Annotated in this window: 6 protein-coding genes and 2 pseudogenes; 1 reads left to right on the top strand and 7 read right to left on the bottom strand. The window is 59.9% G+C overall.

Going from position 1 to position 19,981, the window contains the following annotated elements; translation table 11 throughout:
- Positions 1-3: 3 nt before the first annotated feature.
- The 4 genes and pseudogenes from AB4Y32_RS01025 to AB4Y32_RS01010 all read right to left on the bottom strand — a co-directional run.
- A complete protein-coding gene (locus tag AB4Y32_RS01025) occupies positions 4-1,722 on the bottom strand; it encodes a tannase/feruloyl esterase family alpha/beta hydrolase (protein ID WP_368719557.1) in 1,719 nt (572 codons plus the stop codon).
- Positions 1,719-2,828 carry an OpgC domain-containing protein gene (locus AB4Y32_RS01020; protein WP_368719556.1) on the bottom strand — a complete coding sequence of 370 codons (1,110 nt, stop codon included), beginning with the start codon at positions 2,826-2,828 and terminating at the stop codon, positions 1,719-1,721. The genes AB4Y32_RS01025 and AB4Y32_RS01020 overlap by 4 nt, the downstream gene beginning before the upstream one ends.
- A gap of 540 nt (positions 2,829-3,368) precedes the next feature.
- A pseudogene (locus tag AB4Y32_RS01015) lies at positions 3,369-3,525 on the bottom strand (HrgA protein); the annotation flags it as partial.
- Between the two features lie 44 nt (positions 3,526-3,569).
- Positions 3,570-3,797: pseudogene (locus AB4Y32_RS01010) on the bottom strand (type I restriction-modification system subunit M N-terminal domain-containing protein); the annotation flags it as partial.
- A 641-nt stretch (positions 3,798-4,438) separates the two neighbouring features.
- On the opposite strand from AB4Y32_RS01010, the gene AB4Y32_RS01005 reads away from it, so the two are divergent.
- Positions 4,439-5,797, top strand: a complete 1,359-nt coding sequence (locus AB4Y32_RS01005) for a tyrosine-type recombinase/integrase (RefSeq protein WP_368719555.1) — start codon at positions 4,439-4,441, stop codon at positions 5,795-5,797.
- Positions 5,798-6,082: 285 nt separating this feature from the next.
- On the opposite strand, the gene AB4Y32_RS01000 is transcribed toward AB4Y32_RS01005, so the two are convergent.
- Genes AB4Y32_RS01000 through drmD form a run of 3 tightly spaced genes read right to left on the bottom strand, consistent with a single transcriptional unit; the run spans position 6,083 to position 19,844 of the window.
- Positions 6,083-11,497: a DEAD/DEAH box helicase gene (locus tag AB4Y32_RS01000; protein WP_368719554.1), complete on the bottom strand. Its 5,415-nt coding sequence runs from the start codon at positions 11,495-11,497 to the stop codon at positions 6,083-6,085.
- Positions 11,497-16,587 (bottom strand): Eco57I restriction-modification methylase domain-containing protein, encoded by a 5,091-nt coding sequence (locus tag AB4Y32_RS00995; RefSeq protein WP_368719553.1) that lies wholly within the window; start codon positions 16,585-16,587, stop codon positions 11,497-11,499. The genes AB4Y32_RS01000 and AB4Y32_RS00995 overlap by 1 nt, the downstream gene beginning before the upstream one ends.
- A complete protein-coding gene (gene drmD, locus AB4Y32_RS00990) occupies positions 16,584-19,844 on the bottom strand; it encodes a DISARM system SNF2-like helicase DrmD (RefSeq protein WP_368719552.1) in 3,261 nt (1,086 codons plus the stop codon). Before drmD ends, AB4Y32_RS00995 begins: the two co-directional genes overlap by 4 nt.
- Between the last annotated feature and the right edge of the window lie 137 nt (positions 19,845-19,981).

The following is a 19,981-nucleotide window of genomic DNA, read 5'->3' as shown; positions in this document are numbered from 1 at the left end:
AGATCAGGGCTCGCTGCACGCGAAGTTATTCGCGTTGTTCAGATTGCCCTTGCCGAGATAGCGCGGAAACATCGGATAGCGGCACAGCGGGCGCGAGCGTCCATTGGTGGCCGCGGCGATATCGGTGGCGAGCAGCGTCTCCGGCGCGATGCCGCGCGTGACCCAGTTGTCGAGCGCGCCGAGCAGATCGACGGAAGGAATGAACACGCCGCTGCCGTGCTGAAAACCCGGCACCATGTATAGACGCATGAAGGCATTCACGGTTTCGTCGCCGTACTGATCGACGAGCCGGTCGTAGTACGCGATGGTCTGGCTCGGGCTGATGACTTCGTCGGCGAGGCCCTGCATCGTGATCAGCTTGCCGCCCTTTGCGATGAAGCGGCTCAGGTCCGGATTCATCGCGCCGATCGTCTGCGACAGCGCGATGACCTGCTTCTGATACTTGCCCGGATGCAGCACGTCGAATTTCATCGAATCGAACGTGGCGTCCTGCGCGACGAAATAGCGGATATAGCCGTCGCCTTGCGCGAACAGATAGCCATTGCTGCCGAACGTCGGCGACGTCTGACGCACGGGGTCGCGGCCGAGTCCGAGCACGCCCGCAAAGCGCGTGCCCTGGAAGACGTTGTAGCCGCGATAGCCGCTCACGTCGTAGGCGAGCTTGTACGGCAGGCTCAGCCCGTCGCGCAGCACGAGCAACGTCGAGAGTTGCGCGTCGCTGAGGCAGCCGCCTTCTTGCGCGTATGAAGTGCCGCGGTGGCAGCGCAGCGCATCGATGATCTCCGCTTCGTGTCTGCGGCATTCGACGACGTCGCTGACGATACCATCCGGCGCGCCGTCGAGCTTGTCACAGACTTCGAGCGACTTCTGATACACGCGCTCGAGCAGCGCGGGCGGTATGAAGCCACCGGGCTTCGCGTATTCGGCCTGGCCGACGCGCACGCCGATCAGCCGCACGCCAGAGAAGTTCAGCGCGGGCGAATCGGCGATCACGCCGTCGTAGTCATCGGGGAAGCGCTGGATCACCGTGTAGCCTTCGCGCCCGCCCGTCGAGCCGCCCGCGAAGTACATGCGCCCCGGCGGATGGCCGTACATGCGCACGATCACGCCGAGCGCCGCGTCATGCGTCTTCTTCAGATGCGCGTAGCCGAAGTTCACGACGGCTTCGTCGACGAGACCGAACACCGCGAGCGCCGAATTGCCGACATGTCCCGAGTCGTCGCCGAAAGTCACGTAGCCTTGCGCGAGCGGCGCGCGTACCGGCGAGAACGGCATCACGCCGATGCCCGTCACGACAAAGCCGTTGTAGCCGCCGCCGCCCACCTGCAACGCGCGGCCGCTCCAGTTCTTCGGCAGATTCACGTCGAAGCGGATGTCGGGCGTCGTGCCTTTGATCGCACGAATGACGCCCGTGATCCGGCAAAAGTCGCCCGCGCCGTTGCCGGACGTTTGCGCGGAAATCATCGTCGCCGATTCGATGTGCGCGCCGTGCGTGGGCAGAGCGATCGAATCAGCGTCGATCCAGATGCCGCCGAGGTCCGTGCAGCGAGTGGCGAATGGCGGTTCGTTGTGCTTCTGCGTCGGGGGCTGCCCGGTCGGCGAGGCGTTGTTCGTCGCAATGGCGGCCGCCAAAGCCGATTGCGCGCCGTAAACCATGGCGGCGTAAATGAGCGCGCGTGCGAGCCCGAGCGCCGCACGCGGCCATGCGATACCGCGCTTCATCGGCAATCGGCTCCGTGCACAGCCGCGCGCGGCTGGGTCGGCCCCTTCCATTCGGTCCAGATGCGGGCGAGCAGCAGCAGGGCGATGATCGCGACGAGATCGCCCGCGAACGCGGCGAGTCCGTGACTCAGACCGTGGAAGTTGTGCGGCGTCGCCGTATCGACGATCTGCGAAATCAGCGTGCCGCCGACGAAACAGACGAGGCCTGTCCGGCCGACCTTGATGACGGCGGGCATCCGGCGCGCGAGTTTCGCGATGTGGCCCGTGCGGACGAGCACGGCGGCGACCCAGGCAATGGCAAGGAAGTTGATCACGCGTTCGATCGACAGGTTCTGTTTCAGATGGCCGGGAAGCGGCTGCGTCAGGACGAAAAGCCTGACGATGGCGAAGGCTAGCACGGCTGCTATGGCGATACCGGTGAGCCAGTGGCCGGTTTTCGACAACTGGAAGCGGTCCGACACCGGCTGCACACGGCAAAGGATACCGATGACGAACATCAGTTGCCAGGCAAAGGGATTGAAGGCCCAGTTGCTGACATCGTCGATCGCGAAGAACTTCGCCAGTGGAATGGCGAGCGTCCACATCGTGAGGCTCAGGGTAAGGACCGATACCGCCGATTTTCGCGCGAGCGGCACGATGAAAGGGACGGTGATCGCGAAGAGCACATACATCGGGAGGACGCTGGACAGATAGGGCTGGCGCCTGAGGGTGGCGATGTTGACGGCCTCCCTTATCGGCGCCGATGAGAAAGATGACCAGTCTGTCAGGTCGACCATCGGGCGATTCAGGTGCAGGAACTGAAGGACCGCGCCCGATAGCAGTGTGAGTAGCGCTGTCAGCAGATAGGCACGGTAGATTTCCCAGCTGCGTTTGTAGAAGCGGTTTTGGGCGGATTTTTGGCCCTTTTTGGCCAGCACGGCATCGTAGGCTGCTGCGGATGCATATCCTCCGAGGCAGACGAAGACTTCGGCTGAGTCGCATAAGGCGTAGGCGTGCAGCATAAGGTGCTGCAGCACGCCGCCTGGAATGTGGTCCAGCACGATCACGATCAGCACGATCCCTCGGAAGAAATCCACTTCGATCGAGCGTGAGGCGCGGGTTTGCATTCGAGGGCTCGGTTGGGGGCTTGCTCGTGCTTGAGGTTGGCGGGCGCGATGCGACCGTTGCTCACGACGGCTTTTTGTCACGCTGGCAGCCGCGTACTTCCGGGTTTACGTGCAGTAAGAACTGTTTTGATTCAGAACGTTCCCGGGTTTACCCGTTGTTGTGAGAATGAAGTGCGGTGGGAAGGGAGTTGAAATTTTTTTGGGGGGTGGGAGATTTCAGAGGGTTTGGAGTTGTGCCGGAGTTCGTGAGTTCGTGCGTCAGGGATGTGTAGGCGATGATCCGTCGATATTTGTGTGAGCGGGGCCGCTTATTTGGCGGGGATGGCGCCGCGGCACTTAAGCGGTGAAGTGACGGGAGGGTGTGATGAGTAAAAGAAATGCAAGCCGCACGGAATCCGGGGCATGTCAAGTCCACCTAGGTGCCCCAAAGTTGCCTCATCCATTAAGCCGAGCCCGCATCGACTCCGGGGATAGCCGGTTCGGCGCGTTTCAGCGCGGCGACGTACGCCTCGAAGTGCTCGGACATCTGGAATAGACCCCTCAGTCCTCCGTCTCGGGAACGTCCCAATCCGCCGGGCGCGCCTCGCCGGTCTGGTAACTGCCTCACCAGCTTCACATACTGCAGAAAATCGCGGTTTTCGGTCGCCAGCCGGTTGACCATATCCCAATCGATCTCATCTCTTTCGCGAGCCGCAAGCCGCTGGTGTTAAACAGCTCTTGCTTGCGGTCAGGGGCAGCGATACGCGAAAGTGCCTTTTCCAGCGCAAGGCCAATGATGCGTTTGTGTTCCAAACGCCTTTTTTCGTCCAGCACCTTCTGCTTGTTCTCGACCAGCACCAGGTCGAAGCGGCGCAGAACAATCAGCGGCTGCATGACGCGGCGATACTGCGGTGGACGGTAGGGGCCGCGCAGTTTATTGGCAATATTCCAGATGAACCCGACCAGGTTTTGGTTTTGTGCGCTTTGCATGAGGTTTCTAAATACTGTCTAAATTTGTCGATTGCTATTTCTTCACAGCACTGACCGGTGGTCGATACCCCGGCGCGAACCTTGCGTGCCCTACCCCGTACGAGGCCAACGGGTCGCTCAGCCAAAGATGGTACTGCTCTTTTTTGCGACTGTGATCGGGTGACGCATCGACGCTCCAGCGAAGAAACATGTAGCCCGCGACTGCAGCGCGCACGCGCATTCGGATCGAACCGTTGGTCATGCTGTAGTCCATCCTGATGATCTCGGGGCGGGTGAGGCGCGGGTGCGGCACCAAATCTGACTCCGCGCACAGTCTGTATTCGCCAATTGACGAATCGGATGTTCCGGAAACAAAAAACCCCGCGAGCTTTACGGGACGCGGGGTTTGCGGAATACAGCGGAACTGTCTGGAATGTCTATTGGGCGGATGAGGATCGAACTCACGACCTTCGCATTGCGAATACGAACAAGTCGACGTTTCTTGACATGAATCGTCGTTGACTCATATTCGTAAGTAATTGTATTTTAATGATTTTCACCTTACCAACTTCTCATCGATGTTGATCGACATACCTTCATTGCCGCATAATCTGGTTACATGGCGGTTACATGGGATTGCCGACTTCGAGCGAGGGGGTTAGGTGGCGAAGGTAAACTTCACGGCGGCTCGCGTAGAGGCGCATTGCTGCGAACAGGGTAAGTCGCAGTCGTTTCTTTGGGACAGCAAGACTCCTGGGCTCGGCTTGCGAGCCACAGCCGGCGGAGCCAAGGCTTACATTTTCCAAGGGAAGATCCATGGTTCGACCGTGCGGATTACGATTGGCGATCCGAGGAGCTGGACGATCGACGGGGCTCAGGAACGAGCGCGTAGTCTCCAGACGCTTATCGACGGCGGTGTTGATCCGCGTGAACGAGAGGCAGAGCAGAAGGCCGCACACGAAGCCCGCCAGGCGGCGAAGCGCCGTCAGGATGTAACTGTCGGCGAAGCGTGGGAGCATTACTTGGAGCATCTTCGAACAAGGATTTCGCCAAAAACGAAAAAACCTCGGTCGGAGAGATACATCCTCGACCATATCAACCTCTCGTCGCAAGGCGGAGGTATCGCAAAACGCGGTGGCAAAGAAAAAGTGCGTGGGCCGTTAGCTCCGCTCATGCCGCGCAGGTTGACCGAGATCACTGCAACATCCATGTCCGAGTGGCTCGAGGTCGAAATACCCCGGGGGCCAACGAATGCCGGCCACGCCTTCGGACTTTTCAAGGCGTTCATTAGGTGGTGCGACACTCACGAGACCTATGCGGGCATAATCCCACCAGATGCCTATGCTTCGCCGAGGGTCAAGGGCATTCTCCCTCGCAGCACCGCGAAGGACGACTGCCTGCAGCGCGAGCAGCTGTCTGTTTGGTTTGCCGCGGTACGTGGCATCGCGAATCCAGTCATCAGCGCCTATCTGCAAGGACTCCTAATTACTGGAGCTCGTCGAGAGGAACTGGCCGCATTGCGCTGGGAAGACGTGGACTTCAGATGGCGGAGCCTAACAATGAACGACAAAGTGGAAGGTACCGGCGGTCGAACTATTCCGCTCACTCCGTACTTAGCGAGCCTATTGTTGAACCTTCAACGGCTGAACGAAACCCGTCCCAACAAACGTCAAATCACGCGTCTTGCACAAAGGGGCGAGCAGTGGGAGCCGTCCGAGTGGGTGTTCGCCAGCAAGACCGCGTCGGATGGGAAGATTTCCGAGCCGCGTCATGCACATAATCGCGCGTTGGCGCCGACAGGTTTGCCTCACATTTCGCTGCATGGACTGCGCCGCTCATTCGGCACTTTGTCTGAGTGGGTAGAGGTTCCGGTCGGTGTCGTGGCGCAAATTCAAGGGCATAAGCCTTCGGCAATCGCGGAGAAGCATTACAGGCGCCGCCCTCTCGATCTCCTGCGCATGTGGCATGACAAAATCGAGGCTTGGATGCTCGAGCAGGCGAAGATCAAGTCTGGGCCCTGACGCAGCGCGGTTCGCATGTTCTACGCCGTTTTCAGGGTCCGGCGAACCCCTGATGCGGCCCCTACCAAGATGCTCCAATACTTTCAAAGTGGAGGATCGAACTCCCGACCGCAATAAAGGTAACCGGACCCGAACAGGGAACGCAAAGATGCCCCCAAAAGTGCCCCCAGCCTTGCGTCCCTGCCCTAACTTGTCCTTCACGCCCCGCGCACGTCTCACGCAGAAGAAAGGGTCGTGGGCCGCGACATTCATTTCATTGTTTTAATAGGCGGCCCGAGTTACCGATCAATCTATGCCAGGCGAAGCGTCGAACCAACTGTCATCTGCCTCGACATCTTTTGCCTTTGACCTCCCTACCACCGCCTTGGCAATACGGCGCATGTGTGTCCTCATGACCGTCTTGTCATAAAGCTCTTGGTACTGAATCGCGACGACCTCGAAATCGGTGTTTCGCAGTTCCTCTCGAATCTGGCGGTCCTGGACGGCCGTTTGCGCATTTCCATGCAGATGCTGGCTCATGCCGTCCAAGTACACACAGACGCCTTCGAATTGGTCGTTCGGCGCGTGAAAATACACATCTGGTCGGGTGACCACGCCGCCGCTCAGTTCAATCGGCTTCTCCGTCTCGAAGCTAATTAGACCAGCCGCCTTTAGCATCGCAGCCAACTGCTGCTCGGGTAGATTGCCTGGCCTCTTAGTCTGTGTGTCGTCGGGGAGCACAGCGGGGATCTCGTGGCTCAACGTGATGTTGTTACCCCAATCAGCCAGCTGAGCCTGCGCTGCGTGACGGTTCAGGTGTTCGTGGTAGAACGAATTACGGAAATTCTGAAGGCAGTCGATACACGACGTTTCGCAAGCTGACGAGCAATCCTCTACCAGGCTCAATGCGTGCTTAACCACTGACGGCCAGTGTTCCAATATCTGTTCCAGCAGGCCCGATCCGCCAGGCATCGGGTCGTAGAGAATTGCGTCGTATTTTTCAGAACCTGGTTTGCCTAGCACTTGAACCTGAAGATCAGATATCTCCATATCCAGAACACCCGACGCCCCCTGCCGTAAGGCCTCAATGACGCTGTATGCTGTCTCTTTGGACGCGCAATCGGGAAGCAACAGCGCATCCGCGACCACTTCGGCGTAGAACGCGATCTTCTGGATCGGCCGGCCGCATCGCTCGGCATGGTGTTCATTGAAGGCGTCAAGCTCATTCGACGTGCTCATCGGCGAACGGCTTTGTCCGCAGACCATGCATACTGGGTAACCCATCTCGCCCGATGACCTAACTTGCGATGCCGTGCCCACATTAACCAATCGCATGTGTAGCCCATGTTTAAGGTGCAGTGTGACCGAGCCCCACTCGTAGACCTTTCCGCCCGAGTGACGTCCCTGATCCTCGCAGAAGACAGCCACAGGTAGCTGGAAGCGGTAGTCTTCATCGTCGGAGATGTAGGACTGGTGCGGTGCATCGACATCACAGACCTGCACAGCGAAGATGCTGCTAACGCCGACGGACTCTGCTTGCGTTGGAGCGGCGGCTTTGCCCAGACCGCCGACCTCCCGAATCGCCTCGTTCGTCAAGTCCACCGCAAACACGATCGGTTCCTCTGGCACCAAGTGAAAGGTCCGAGGCACAAACTTGTGCGCGTTGGCATAGATCAGGTTGCCTGGAACGTACTCGCGAACGGCAAGCGCGCTGTTGCGCCGCAGCTCCCAATCGGAGATATCCGCCCCAAACCGTGGTGCAATGTGCGTTATGGTCACGGCGCCCGTGTCTAGGCCGTATCCAGGCAGGAAGCCTTCCGCGGCGAGCACACCGTAGGTATTCGTGTCGTCCACCCCCTCTGCCTGGTTGGCGCGGCGACGAGCTTCTCCCTTCAGCTTCTTCACCAGGCGCTCGCAACGACTGCGCAGTGCCTCCTCATCCGGCCCCAGCGCACCTTTAGCCTCAGCCACTTTACGCAGCCTTTCGAGCTGGTTCAGTGCCCACTGCAGTCTCTGGAACAGGCGGTCCACTACTTGCTGCAGTCTCTCTGCGAAACCATCGATGATGGCCTCCACATTCGCCTGGCTCACAACGTCCGCATCTGCTGCCGGCCAGCCCTGCTGGAAAGCGTTCATGGTAGCGCCCAGCAACGCGATTCGATGACGCAAAATCGCCGTCTGAAGCACTGATACCTTTAGCGGCTCAGCTCGCACCATGCCTTCGGCGCTAAATAGGTAGGTCTTGATCTGCGTCGGCAAGCAGGTGCGTACTGCCTCCTGCAATTCATCTAGCGCGGCCTGCGGCAATGACTTGTCACGTAGCATCTTGAACACGGCGGTAAGCACCGTTGCGTGCACGTGTTTGGCCACCATGATGGGGTTGCGCAGGTTGAAGCTTGGTGGCTCGACTAAGCCCTCCAGCATCTTCAGTGGCTCGTTAAAGTAGGCCCGATCATGGCTGGCGGCGCGGGCGTAGGTGATGTCTAACGCCATGCGAAACTGACGCCCAGCACGGCCGGCACGCTGCCAATAGTTGGCTGGCAGAGGCGGCACGTTGCGCATCAGCACCGCGTCCAGCGCACCGATGTTCACGCCCATCTCTAACGTCGGGGTGCACACCAAGGTGTTGATCCGCTCGTTGTCGCCCTTGAAGACATTCTCGATGCGCTCCCGGTCGGCACCCGGGATCTGCGCCGAATGCTCCCTGACACGCAGCATGGCGAATTCTTGGTCGAGCTGCAACAGGTCGTAGTCGTCCGGATTCTCGTGTTCGAGCATGAGCTTGCCGCCGCAGCGCCACGCCATGCACGACAGCGTAGGGTTAGGCCTGCTGTGCAAACGGCGGCAGGTTTGGCAACGGTACATGCCCTTGTCTGGACGCATCGTCAGCCGGTCCACATCTACTTGGAACGCCCCCACGCACCCCGGCAACAACCTTCCCCGTGCCCCCTTCAACTGCACCGGCGCCAATAGCAGCAACTCTTCCGTAAGCAGTCGCCACATCTCACCCAGGAAAGCCTCTATCTCATCTGGCCGGACTCCCCAAGCGCTCGCAGCCTGTTTGGCCACCGTCGCATACGCGCTGAACCACTGTTTGATTCGGGCTTCGTCGTCCTGACCGTCTCGCTGGAACTTCAACGCAGAGGGAACCCCTCTCATAGACGGCAGATACCCCCGCGTCATCTGCGTTTCGCCATCCAACCACACTTTCGAATAAACGCCTGTTACCTTGTCAAATAACATGCGCCGTGACCTAGCAGAATCCAACAGTGATGCAACGCCCTGAGCTAAAACCTCGGGCTGGCAACCTAGCTTGACCGCCCACCGCTGGATCTCGGGGCGCGCCCCCGTTAAGCCCAGATAGTCCACCTTCAGACGTCCCATCGGCTCAAGGCCAACCCGCTGCCGGCCGCCAACGGCGAGCTCGCGCAGGATCTGAATTCGCAAGAACCACTTGCGCTCCTGGCCATGTGCCTGACCAGTCTCTGACTTCGGCTCAAAACGCCACACCTCGGGAATCAACGACCGAGACAGCTCGTCATCAGCCTCCAGGTGTTGGTCAAGCCACTGAGTCAGGTCGCTGACCGAAATCGGACCTTGCTTCAGCTTTTGATAGAGCAGCTCGCGCAGACGGTATCGGCGCGAACGGTCCTGCATCCACCCTGCCTGGAACGCGGCGTCCTGCCGATTGTCAGCAAATACCAGCAAGCGGCGGCGTTCGGCCCGATGGATCATGCTCTGAGCTAGCACATGCACGTCGGCAACCGTTGTGGCACGCACCGGCCGTGCCGGCTCACGGTAATTGCCGCTGAAGCGCCGGCCCGCCGCGCCACAGGACACGCACCGCGTCAGCTTGCCGACGTGCTCTTCTTGCTGTTGCACGAAGTACAGTGGCTTGAGCGGCTTGTTGCGACCGCAGCCGGCGCACTCGGACATCTGATGGTCATGAACGGTGCCGCAGTAACGGCAGGCGAACAGGGACTCGGTACGAACGGGGTCATCCTCAGCGTCCGCGCCGACCTGATGGTCCAGTGACAGCGCTCGCACGCCGCCGAGATTGATCTCGGTGCCGCGCCACACTCGCCCGCTGCCCTCTGCGCTACCACCTCCAGGCCGCGGACCTGTGAAGTTGAAGTCTTCGAGTCCATGCTCGAAGTAGTGCTGCCCGCACGTCGTGCAGCTCAGCAGCGGAAAGCGATGCAGATCCGCGGTGTTGGCCAGTGCGTCCTCGGCCGAGAGCCACAATCTGGCATCCGTCGTCTGGTCTGGGAAAGTCACCACTGCGCCGCTGACGCCACGTATGAATCCATGGACGACCGGCCGCAATAGCGGCCGGCCTTCTTGGCGGGCTGCTGCCCCCAGTGCCAGCCACACTAGGATCTCCTCTTGCGAGATCACTCGACCTAAGGTCGAGGTTAGTTCTGACAGCAGGTCCTCCAACCGGCGCGGCCGGCGCAGTGCTTCCGCAAGTTGGTACACCACCTCGTTGTGACTCAGCCAGTGGCCGACAGCTTCGCGCCACGGTCCAGCCTTCAAACGGTTTCCGGTGGCTGAGGTGAACCACACACGCAGTGCTTGTACGTCGCTTTCGGTGGCATCCTCGCGATCGACCAAGGACAAGACCTCCAGTAGCGTCTGCAGCTGGAGCGATTGATCGCCGTTGAGCGGAGGGCTAGCGGTGCGCGGTGAGCCCCATATATCGGCCTCATACGACTCGCCCACCAGCGCCACGTTCTTGCCGTCCACGCCGAAGAAGCGGCTGGCGAACTCCCGTCCTGCATCCAGCCCCTTGACCGGGTCGGCGATTGTGGCGGAGGTAGCAATGCAGGTCGTGCTGGCTTCATCTTTGCCGCAGTAGGCGCGCAGCCGGCGGATCAGGCATGCCGTCTCAGCACCTTGCGCTCCTGTGAACGTATGCGCCTCATCGAACACCATGAACTCGAGTCGGGCGTTGTCAAACAGCTCCAAGTCTTGCTGACGGGTCAACAGTAGCTCCAGCTGCTTCACGTTCGTGAGTAGGATGCGAGGTTGTTGGCCCAGCGTGCGCATGGCGTCCCGACTCACGCGCTCTTCGGCCGGGTGCAGCGCTACATCCTGCTTCTTATGTTGCATGTCGGCCAGCTTGGCTTGGTAGTCGGCCGCCGTGCTACCCGGGGGCAGGCGCACACCTACCACGTCAGACTCCTTCTTCGGAGTCTTGCCCACGTACATGCCGAACGTCACACCTGTCCCGGCGAGTAGCACCCGCATACGTTGCAGCTGATCTTCGGCCAGCGCGTTCATCGGGTAGACGATCACAGCGGTGATGCCGGCGGGTGCGTCCTCGTCACGCAGTTGCAAGCAACGGCTAATTATTGGGAAGAGGAACGACTCTGTCTTGCCTGAACCGGTACCCGTGGCTACCAGCGTGGGCTGGCCGTCGTGGATGGAACGGAAGGCCTGCTCCTGGTGCAAGTAGGCGGAAGGATACGGCGACAGTTGGCGGATATGCGGATGCAGCACGCCTTCCTTCACCAACTGCTCGAGCGTTGCCCCCTGCTTGAAGATGCGCGACAGTGAGATGTACGGCCCTTTCATTAGCGGCGTGTTACGCGTTTGCTCAAGGTTGAGCAGGGCGCGCATCTGCTGGTACAAGCTTTCATCAGCAAACGCGTAAGTGCTTAGTTGGTACCGCAGGAAGTCGCTGACCACCTGCTCGGTATAGGCGATGGGGTTTAGCATCAGAACAGCGCTCCTTGTGATTGTTTATTCTTGTCCACGGCCGCAACATCCGCAATCGCCTGTGCGCCGTCGGACGCAAGTACTGGCACGATTCGGCCAATCAGATCAGCGTGAGCCACACATTCCAACCACGAACGCTCCACGTCCTCGTTGAGCTGCCAGTCGCGGAACCGCGGGCCAAAGCGCAAGCCGACCGGTTGGTGCTCCGTCGCCCGCTGATCGTGCCCAAGACCGTAATCAGATAAGCGTAGGGTGTCTGGAATCAGCCAGCCTTCTCCGCCGTTCTGCTCCAGGAATGCATCTAGGCCCTTCTCCTTCAAGTCGTGGAAGGCGATCATTGAAAGTACAGTATGTCGTAGCTCAGGGGCTTTATCCTTATCTATACGCCAGAAGCCACGAGCGTCGAGTGATTTGCAAAACAACTCATTCTTTAGCTGCTCAGCGGGAAAATCTGAACCAGCCAATATTTCCAAGACATCCGCTTGATCGAGCCCATAAAGATGGAAAGCAATTGCCTCAAGAATTGCCTTCAGGCGGCTACGCTCATGATCAGTAACTGCCCACAGACGGCGCCAAGAAACTTGTTTCGAGATCACGCCATCAAACGCTGCCCAAGCTCTGGCGCCAGTCAGATCCGGGTAAGTCAATCGAAGTAGTGGTTCAATGAAGCTTCGACGGCAGGTTCGAAAGCTCTCGGCAATAGTGCATTCTTCCGCAACGAAAAGATTGACATGAGTGCCGCCAAGCCGTTTTCTGAGCACCCAATCAAATGCGATGGAAGAGAACGCAAAAGCCACCGCAGCGATTGACTCCGCTGCCGCGGAGAAGACGCCTAAGGTATTGCCGCAGGGGAAGCCATCGATGACACTTCCAATAGCCGACCGCGTGTCGGTATTCCTCGCGATATCTCGAAATCCAAGTTTCAGGCCAGGGTCGAATCGATCGCCCCGCCTCGCGCAATCATCGAGTCCTATCAAAAACTGTGGAAGTATTTCTTTCGCACCGAATTCCATGGGATTCCATGTTGCTTGTGCGCTTGACGATGCGGAGAAACCAGATGCGATGTTGTCGTAGACGTTCACCATACCGCCCTGATACAGCGGCAATGCGATATCCACTATCTCGTCGACATGCATCGCATGCGATCGATCGCGCGTAAGCACCAGTCCCGGCTCGCGGTCAAGAATGCTCGTCGAGCCTTGATACGTCTGCCACGGTCCCTTAAGCCAATGACCGTACTCGTCCGCCCGGTAGCCATCCGCTTCCCACTTCGAGCGTAGCGGGAACAGCTTGGAGTCGTTGGTCATGTGGAACTCAGTGGCATACCTGATCCCCCAACCGCGTTCACCCCGATCGCCGAGTAGCACGCCATTCACGAAGATCTTTTGAAGCACCCGCAGGTCCTGTTCCCTTCGAATCTCAAGAATCGCCCTGGAAAAAGGCGAGAATTCCAACACCCGCTCGCGCGGGTATGCCAGAACGTGATGCCCTGCTTGCTCCCAGTCATCCACATTGCGATGCATGAAAGCCGCCCTAATGGCATGCGTGGTGCCGCCCTTCTGGATAATCAAGGGGCAGAACTTAAACGAACGGTGGATGTCGAAAATGCCTTCGCGATTCTCAAAACCAAACAGCCACTGCCAGTCACAGGCGTCGAGGAACAACGTGCGCAGCGCCGTTGTGCCCTTGTCGGTGTAAATACCGCTGGGCACGATCATGCCCATGCGCCCCTCTGGCCTCAGCAGCGCGTGGCTGAGCTCCAAAAACATCTTGTATGTATTCAGGTCAGCCGAACCTTGGTGCACAAAGGGATGGTCAGCATCGACGAAGCCCCTGCGCTTCTTGCGCTGCGCCTGCCACTTGTCGTGCAGGCGCAGGGAGATGGCAAAGCTGTCCCGCCCACGACCGCCCAAGTTCAGGTCATGCTTCTTCTTACCGTCCTTGTCGGTGACAACCCGGTTCCCAAACGGCTGGCCAACGCACCTCACCCAGTTCGACATGGCCTTTAGGCCGCCGACGTAGGCAATCCAATTGTGTTCCAACTGTGGCACGGCGCGGAAATAGTCCACCTGTTTGGTCAAAGCTTCTTGTTTGCCGTAGGCACGGTAGAGCGGATCGTGGTTGGAGAAGAATTCCTTGGAGCTTGGCTTTTGGATCTCCCACGGTGGGTTACCCAGCAACGCATCGAAGCCTTGCTGGTTCGACGTGAATACGTCCGGAAACTCCAGCTCCCAGTGAAAGAAGCGACGCCGCGCGGCGATTTCAGTCGCCAAGGCCAATGCTTGCGCGCTCGGCTCGATGAAGTCCTGCGGCAGGGGGGCCTTATCAATAGAGTCGCCGGGCCAAAACCACAACGCGCACCACAAGTCCATGCGGGCCTTCAGCGCATGGTAGTTCGGGTTGGCCAAGATTTCGTCGCGGTAGACAGCGGCGCGACGGTCACTGTCATGCACAGGCAAGCGATGCAGCTTGCGGAACACCTTCAAGAGCTCGTCATGCACTGCGCTGGCTTCCAGCGCAGTGCCCAAGGCCATCTGGCCATTCAACTGGTTGATCAGCTGCTCTGGCACTGCCTTGGCGCGGGCACTGATGGCGGCCGTGAACTTGTCGCCGCGCGTCTTGCCTCGAACATCGGTATAGAAGTGGTTGACGAGGTTCTGCGGCTTGTCCTTTTGGTAGTCCTTGTCGCCACCCTCGCGCTCCCAAGCTAGCGCCGGATAGTCGCGGTAAGCGTCGAACCAAGTGCCGACCAACGCGTTACCCACTTTCAGTTTGTGGTCTAGGAAGCCGAACGGTAGATCACGGTCCATCGTCTCCACCCACAACGCCATACGCCCCAGCTCTACCGCGAGGGGGTCCAGATCCACCCCGTACAGGCAGCGCTCTACAATGTGGCGCTTGAGCTGCGCGCGTAGCGCGTCTTCAAAGCCCTCATGCGTGGGGTTGAGCTTCAGCAGCTCGTCACTCAGCACCTCGCTGATCTGGCCATCGGCCATGCGCGGCACACCGCCGTCTTCGGCGCGCTCGATCAGCCCGTAGTGGTATAGCGAAGCCACCAACGCATCAGTGAGATAGCGCAGCGCACCGGCCAAGAACGAGCCTGAGCCCATGGCGGGATCACAGACCTTGAGTGCCAAGATGACCTCGGGTCGCCGCGGTCGCCACTCGACCACCTCCGTCAAACCGGTGCGAGCGTCCACCTCCGAGCGCACGGGCTCAAACGTCAGCGGCTGCAGGGTGCGCCGTACCGTCGGCGCAGCCAACTGTGGACGCGTATAGAAGGTGCCGGCGCCCTTACGAGTACCGCCCCAGCGCACCAGAAAGAACTGCCCAGGAGCAACCAGGCGCGAGCATAGGCTGCGAGAGGCCTTGGCCAAGGCCTCAACTTCATCAGCTGTCTGAGCCTTTGCACCCTTGCGGCCGCGGGGCTTTTTGACCAGTCCTGCGACGATGGCGGCTCGTTCTAGCCAAGCTTGCGCGCGGGCAACGTGGTCTTCGCTGAGCGAGAGATCGTCATCGACAGTCGACGACCCGGCGTTGTTTTGAACCTCGGTCACGTCTTCGCTGGTCTCTATGTCTGCGCCAGCATCCTCATCCGTGTCGGCATCTTCGTCGTCTTCGGATACATCACCCTCATCATCGTCACCTGCCCCAGCCTTGTCCTTCTTTTTCAGGGCATCAAACAGCTGCTTGATGATGGCATCGTCCATTCCTTCCAGCTGGGAAAGCGTCAGTGCTGGTTCGTTGCCAACCGCAAGAAAGATGACAGGATCATCGGCCGCTGCTTGTTTGAGCTCAAAGTCCAGCAGCCCTTCGTAAAGTATGCCGATGTACTCCGACGACAGCGCCGAAAAGTCCACCGGAGCATCGACCAGCTTGTTCACCCGCCCTTGGCGTACACGGATGCGGGTTCGAGTGAGCAGCCGCAGAATGCGCTGAACTTGGCGATCGGTGATTGCATTCTGGGACCCCTCCAGCAACGCCAGCGCGCGGGCGATGCCATCCTTGGAGTTGGCGTCTCCAGACGCGAACAGCTCGCCGCTGTAGTGTGGAACTGGCAAGGCCTCGTGCGAAGAGCCCTCGTGGATTAGTTTGAACAGCGCCATCAACCGGGGCCAAGCACTACGGCCCTGCGCCAAGCGCTCGTTTCCTCGGCCGCCGGCTCGCCTGTCCAAGCTCTGCCGAAGGCCCTCCAAACTGTAGGCCCGCTGGTAGACAAGGTGATCCACTGGCAGCAGATTCCGCGCCTCAGCAAAGAGCGTGATGATGCAGCGCATGACGATGCGTGAACCGGCGACGTAGAGGTCGGCAAAAGCAGGCGCTATGCCGGCTTGTTGGGCTCGCTCGATGGCCCCATGCGACGCCGTGATCAGCTCTTCGACGGCCTGACGGACACGTTCGCCCAGTACGGAGGACAAGTCTGCCTGCCCCTTGCGGGAGGCCAAGATGGCGCTGAGCACGGGGCTGTTACGCTGCCCCGACGGAGCAACCAGTGCCTCACGGCAAAGCAATTGCCGCCAGGCGGTGACCTGTGGCCCCGGTGAGCCCTCAATGAACCAGAGGTCAATGTCCCACTCGCACCAAGCGTCATAGTCCTGACCTGCATGCACCAGGCGCCACTGGCGGCCATTGGTAACTAGCGCAAGAGGCTGTTGCTTCTGGCGCAGCCACTCGACTACGCGGCTAAGCCGTTGGCGCGAGCGGCCAACGCCTAGTCGCCCGCTGAATTGTCGCGACGCACCGTCGTCTGGCACGAACACCGGCAACACTTCGCCTTGCGGCCCTTGCCAAAGACGCCGTGGCTTGACCATCACACCCGTGAAGCTGCGCAGAGTCCAACGTGCTTCGACGGCCTGGGCCTTCTGCCATTCGTCGCCGGGCAACGCCGACAAGTCGTGCAGCATAAAGTCAAGCAGGGCACTGAGCCGGTCGTTGCTGCCATCGAAGGCTGTCAGGGCACGACGCAGGCGCTCTGCCTGCCAGAGCGGCAGCGGATCAAGCGCAACAGGAAAGTCGCTCGCAACTTTATCTGGGGAGATCAAGAGACCGCCATGCTTGAGGCTGCTCCACCAATCGATCATGGCGCTCATGTGGACCTCCCCGGAAGGCGGATTTCGATGGTGACCGGGAAAACCTGGGCGGAACCCAGCAGAACGAAGCGGTGTGGCATGACGTGTTTGAGTATTCGATCACGCTCGTCCTTGAGTCGCTCCAGCAGATCACCGAACTGCCCTTGGCGGCGCTTGAGTTCGTCATGCAGATCGCGCAGCTCACGTTCAGCACGCTCGCTAACGTCTTCGAGCAGGGAATACTGAAGCTGGGCCGTGCGCCGCTCCTCAATCTCCCGCTTGATCTTCTCAATGCTCTGCTCACGCTGAAGAGAGGCCACTTCGCGGATGCGACGCTCGAAGGCGGCCTTTTCGTGTTCGGTCGCGACGTCCCCGGCGGATTTCAACTCCTTCGCGAGAGTTTCCGTGAGCTGCGCACGATACTTGGTGAGCCATGCTCTGACATCAGCATCGATCTCATCCCAGACCTCGCGCGCGGCTTCTGCGCCACTAGCGTCTTCCGTAGCGGCCTGCTCCCATGAGTGCGGCCTGAGATAAGGCAACATCATGCCGAGCTTCCCACCGGCGACCGGCAAGGCCACCGTGCGCACCCAGTGATGCAGCGTTTCGCGCAACTCGTTGATACCCAGTTCCTCAATGGTGAGAAGTACGAGGGCGTCCGCATCAGCCGGTATGCCCCCCCGTGTGACAACCCATCGGCTGGGCGGCGCGAATTCGCTTTGCCCACCTGGAAAGCGCAACCGGGCGAACGACGTGAGGGCCTGGCGCATGACTGGGTGGCCTAAGTGCATCAGCACTGTATCGGGCGAAGGTCGAAACACTTGCCGCCCGTTGACGGTGTGAATGAAATAGCCACTGTCGAACACCAGCCACGGCATGGCGCCGGCCACACCGCGATCGCCACGCAGACGCAAGCTGTCATCGGCCACGGCTTGCCAGCGGGCCGGCAGGGGTGTGCGCAGACGCATGCGGCCCTGCGCGTCCGGCCCTTGCAGCGGCTCCTGGGCTGAGCCGAGGCCCAGTGCGATGCGCAGCGTATCCTCCAACGTCTGCGGCGTCAGATCAAGGTCAGCAAGAAGGCTCTCCAGCCTGGCCAGGTCCTCAGTGCCGCGCTCGACCGTGACAACCCGCGCGTCGTCGGTCGCGTGTTGCCGCGTCAGGATCTCCCGGTCCAAGTCGGCGAGCACGTCCTTGTCGTCATTCAACTCCATCATCCGCCGCTGAAATGCGGCATCAAACAATTCGCCAACCGAACCGAGATCCTCGCGGATATCGTTGACCTTCTCCAGTACACGCGCTACGAAGGTCAAGTCGGCATCGTCATCGCTGACGAAGTGAAAGATCGTGACGTCCCGAGCCTGGCCGTGCCGATCGATACGGCCGTTGCGCTGCTCCAGGCGCGAGGGGTTCCATGGAATCTCGAAGTGGAGCAACAAGCGGGCAGTGGTTTGCAGGTTCAAGCCCTCCGAAGCGGCATCGGTTGCAACCAGAATCTGCACTGGCGATGCCGGGTCGTTGAACGACAGCTTGATTCGCTCGCGCTCCTCGTCGCTCATCCCGCCATAGAGCTGAACGATAGCGCCGGTATCGCTGCCGAATTCACGCTCCAAACGCTGTACCAGGTAGTCCAGCGTGGTCTTGTATTCGGTGAAGACGATGAGGCGCTCATCGCGGTTCCACGCCTCTGCGTTGCGCAGGCGCTGGCGGATCAGGTCCCTGAGTCGATCGAATCGTGCATCCACCGTCGGCTCTTTGCAGGTCACTGGTAGTTCGGTGAGCGCCAGCGCCTGAAGCGCCGCGTCAACGCTAGCGACTTCGCTCTCCAGCATTCCAAGGTAGGGATGCATCCAAGCGCCAACCACGTGCGCCGCATGCAGGCTTCGACTTTCACGTTCCTGGTCATCGTCTATGTCCTCTTCGACCGCGCGCCGCGCCGCCAGCACCTCACTTGCCGAGGTGGAGTCATGAGTAGCCAGACCAGCTTTGAAGCGCAACCAGCTGTCGGCAAACGTGACCGCGCTCGACAACAGACGCTTGCGCAGAACTTCGATGGCGAAGTTCAGCACCATTCGCGCTTCGGGCGCGGCCATAATCTGTTGCTTAAGGGCCGTACAGAAGCCGCGCACCGCTGTTGCCAGCTCCTTCTCGGCCCGCGGCATGTAGAGTGGCAGGGGCTCCAAGTAACGGTTGGCGAAGCGTGGCGCGCGCCCGGCCTCCTTGTCTTGAGAGTTGATCTCGCTCTTCAAGCGTCGGATTAGCACGTCACCGATCATCGCGCGCTCTTTGTCTGTGAACGCAGGTGTGCGGGTAAAGCGCACAGGATCGAGTTGCTCCAGCAAGCCTGAGAAACAGCGAGTGTGGCCGTTGTGCGGCGTAGCGGTCAAAAACAACCGGTGCTCGAACCAAGGTGTCAAAAGGCGAAGCATCTCGGCCAGATCGCTATCCTGGCCGAAGTTGGAAGGCATGAGGTTGTGTGCCTCGTCAACGATCAGCAGATCCCATGGGAGCTGGGCGCCTTGGTGCGCTTGTGTTGACCGGCAGTTGGCGATGAACTGCTCCAGCACATCCGGCTGGCGCAGGTAGTGGTACGAGGTGATGATGCGGGGCAAGACGCGCCATGGATTTGAATCCAGTCCCATCTCCTTCTGTAGGCGATGAGTGGAAGCCTTGTCAACGATGTCAAAGCCCAGCGAGAACTTCTCTTCCATTTCCTGTTGCCACTGGGTGCGCAAAGAGGCCGGGGTGACGATCAAGACGCGTCTGATGCGTCGTTTGCGCACCAACTCGGCCAGGATCAGGCCGGCCTCCACTGTCTTGCCTAGGCCAACGTCATCGGCCAGTAGCAGAGAGACTCGCGGCATGCGCATGGCCCGGGCCAATGGCACAAGCTGGAAGTCGTCAGCGCTGACGGCGCCATAGACCGGTGCGGTTGGCACGGGTTCGGCTTGGCACTCTGAGTTCTCGGCTGAGAGGAAGGGCGTGATTGCCGTCCAACGGGTGGCCCGTTGCAACGCCAAGAATTCATGCATGCGCATCGGCGCGTCCACATCTACCCGAGGTAAAGCATTGGGTTCCAGCACGACAGGCTGGCGCTCGCGCTCCCACAATAGGATTTCCTCTGGGTCGCCATCGGAGTCGCTGAACTCAATGGTGACCAGGTGGAGTAACTCTGAAGTCTTCGAAGCGGCGTAGGGCTCCACTGCCGAGACGACCCCGCGGCGATTCCGGACGGTGGCAAGCATGCCGACTCTGGGCAACTGAAGTTGGTCGATGGTCATTGACCTAGATGTTGAATTGAAATGTTGGAGAGACGGGAAAAGTGGGCGCTTGCTAGAGCCACGAAGAAACGGCTCACACGAATGAGGCACACGCTCCCCCTCAAAGTACAGCCGGAAGTCCATTCAGGCCGGTTGAT

The sequence above is a fragment of the Paraburkholderia phymatum genome (genome assembly GCF_040965635.1).
GTDB classification, from domain to species: domain Bacteria; phylum Pseudomonadota; class Gammaproteobacteria; order Burkholderiales; family Burkholderiaceae; genus Paraburkholderia; species Paraburkholderia phymatum_B.
This window is presented reverse-complemented; position numbering and strand designations above follow the sequence as displayed.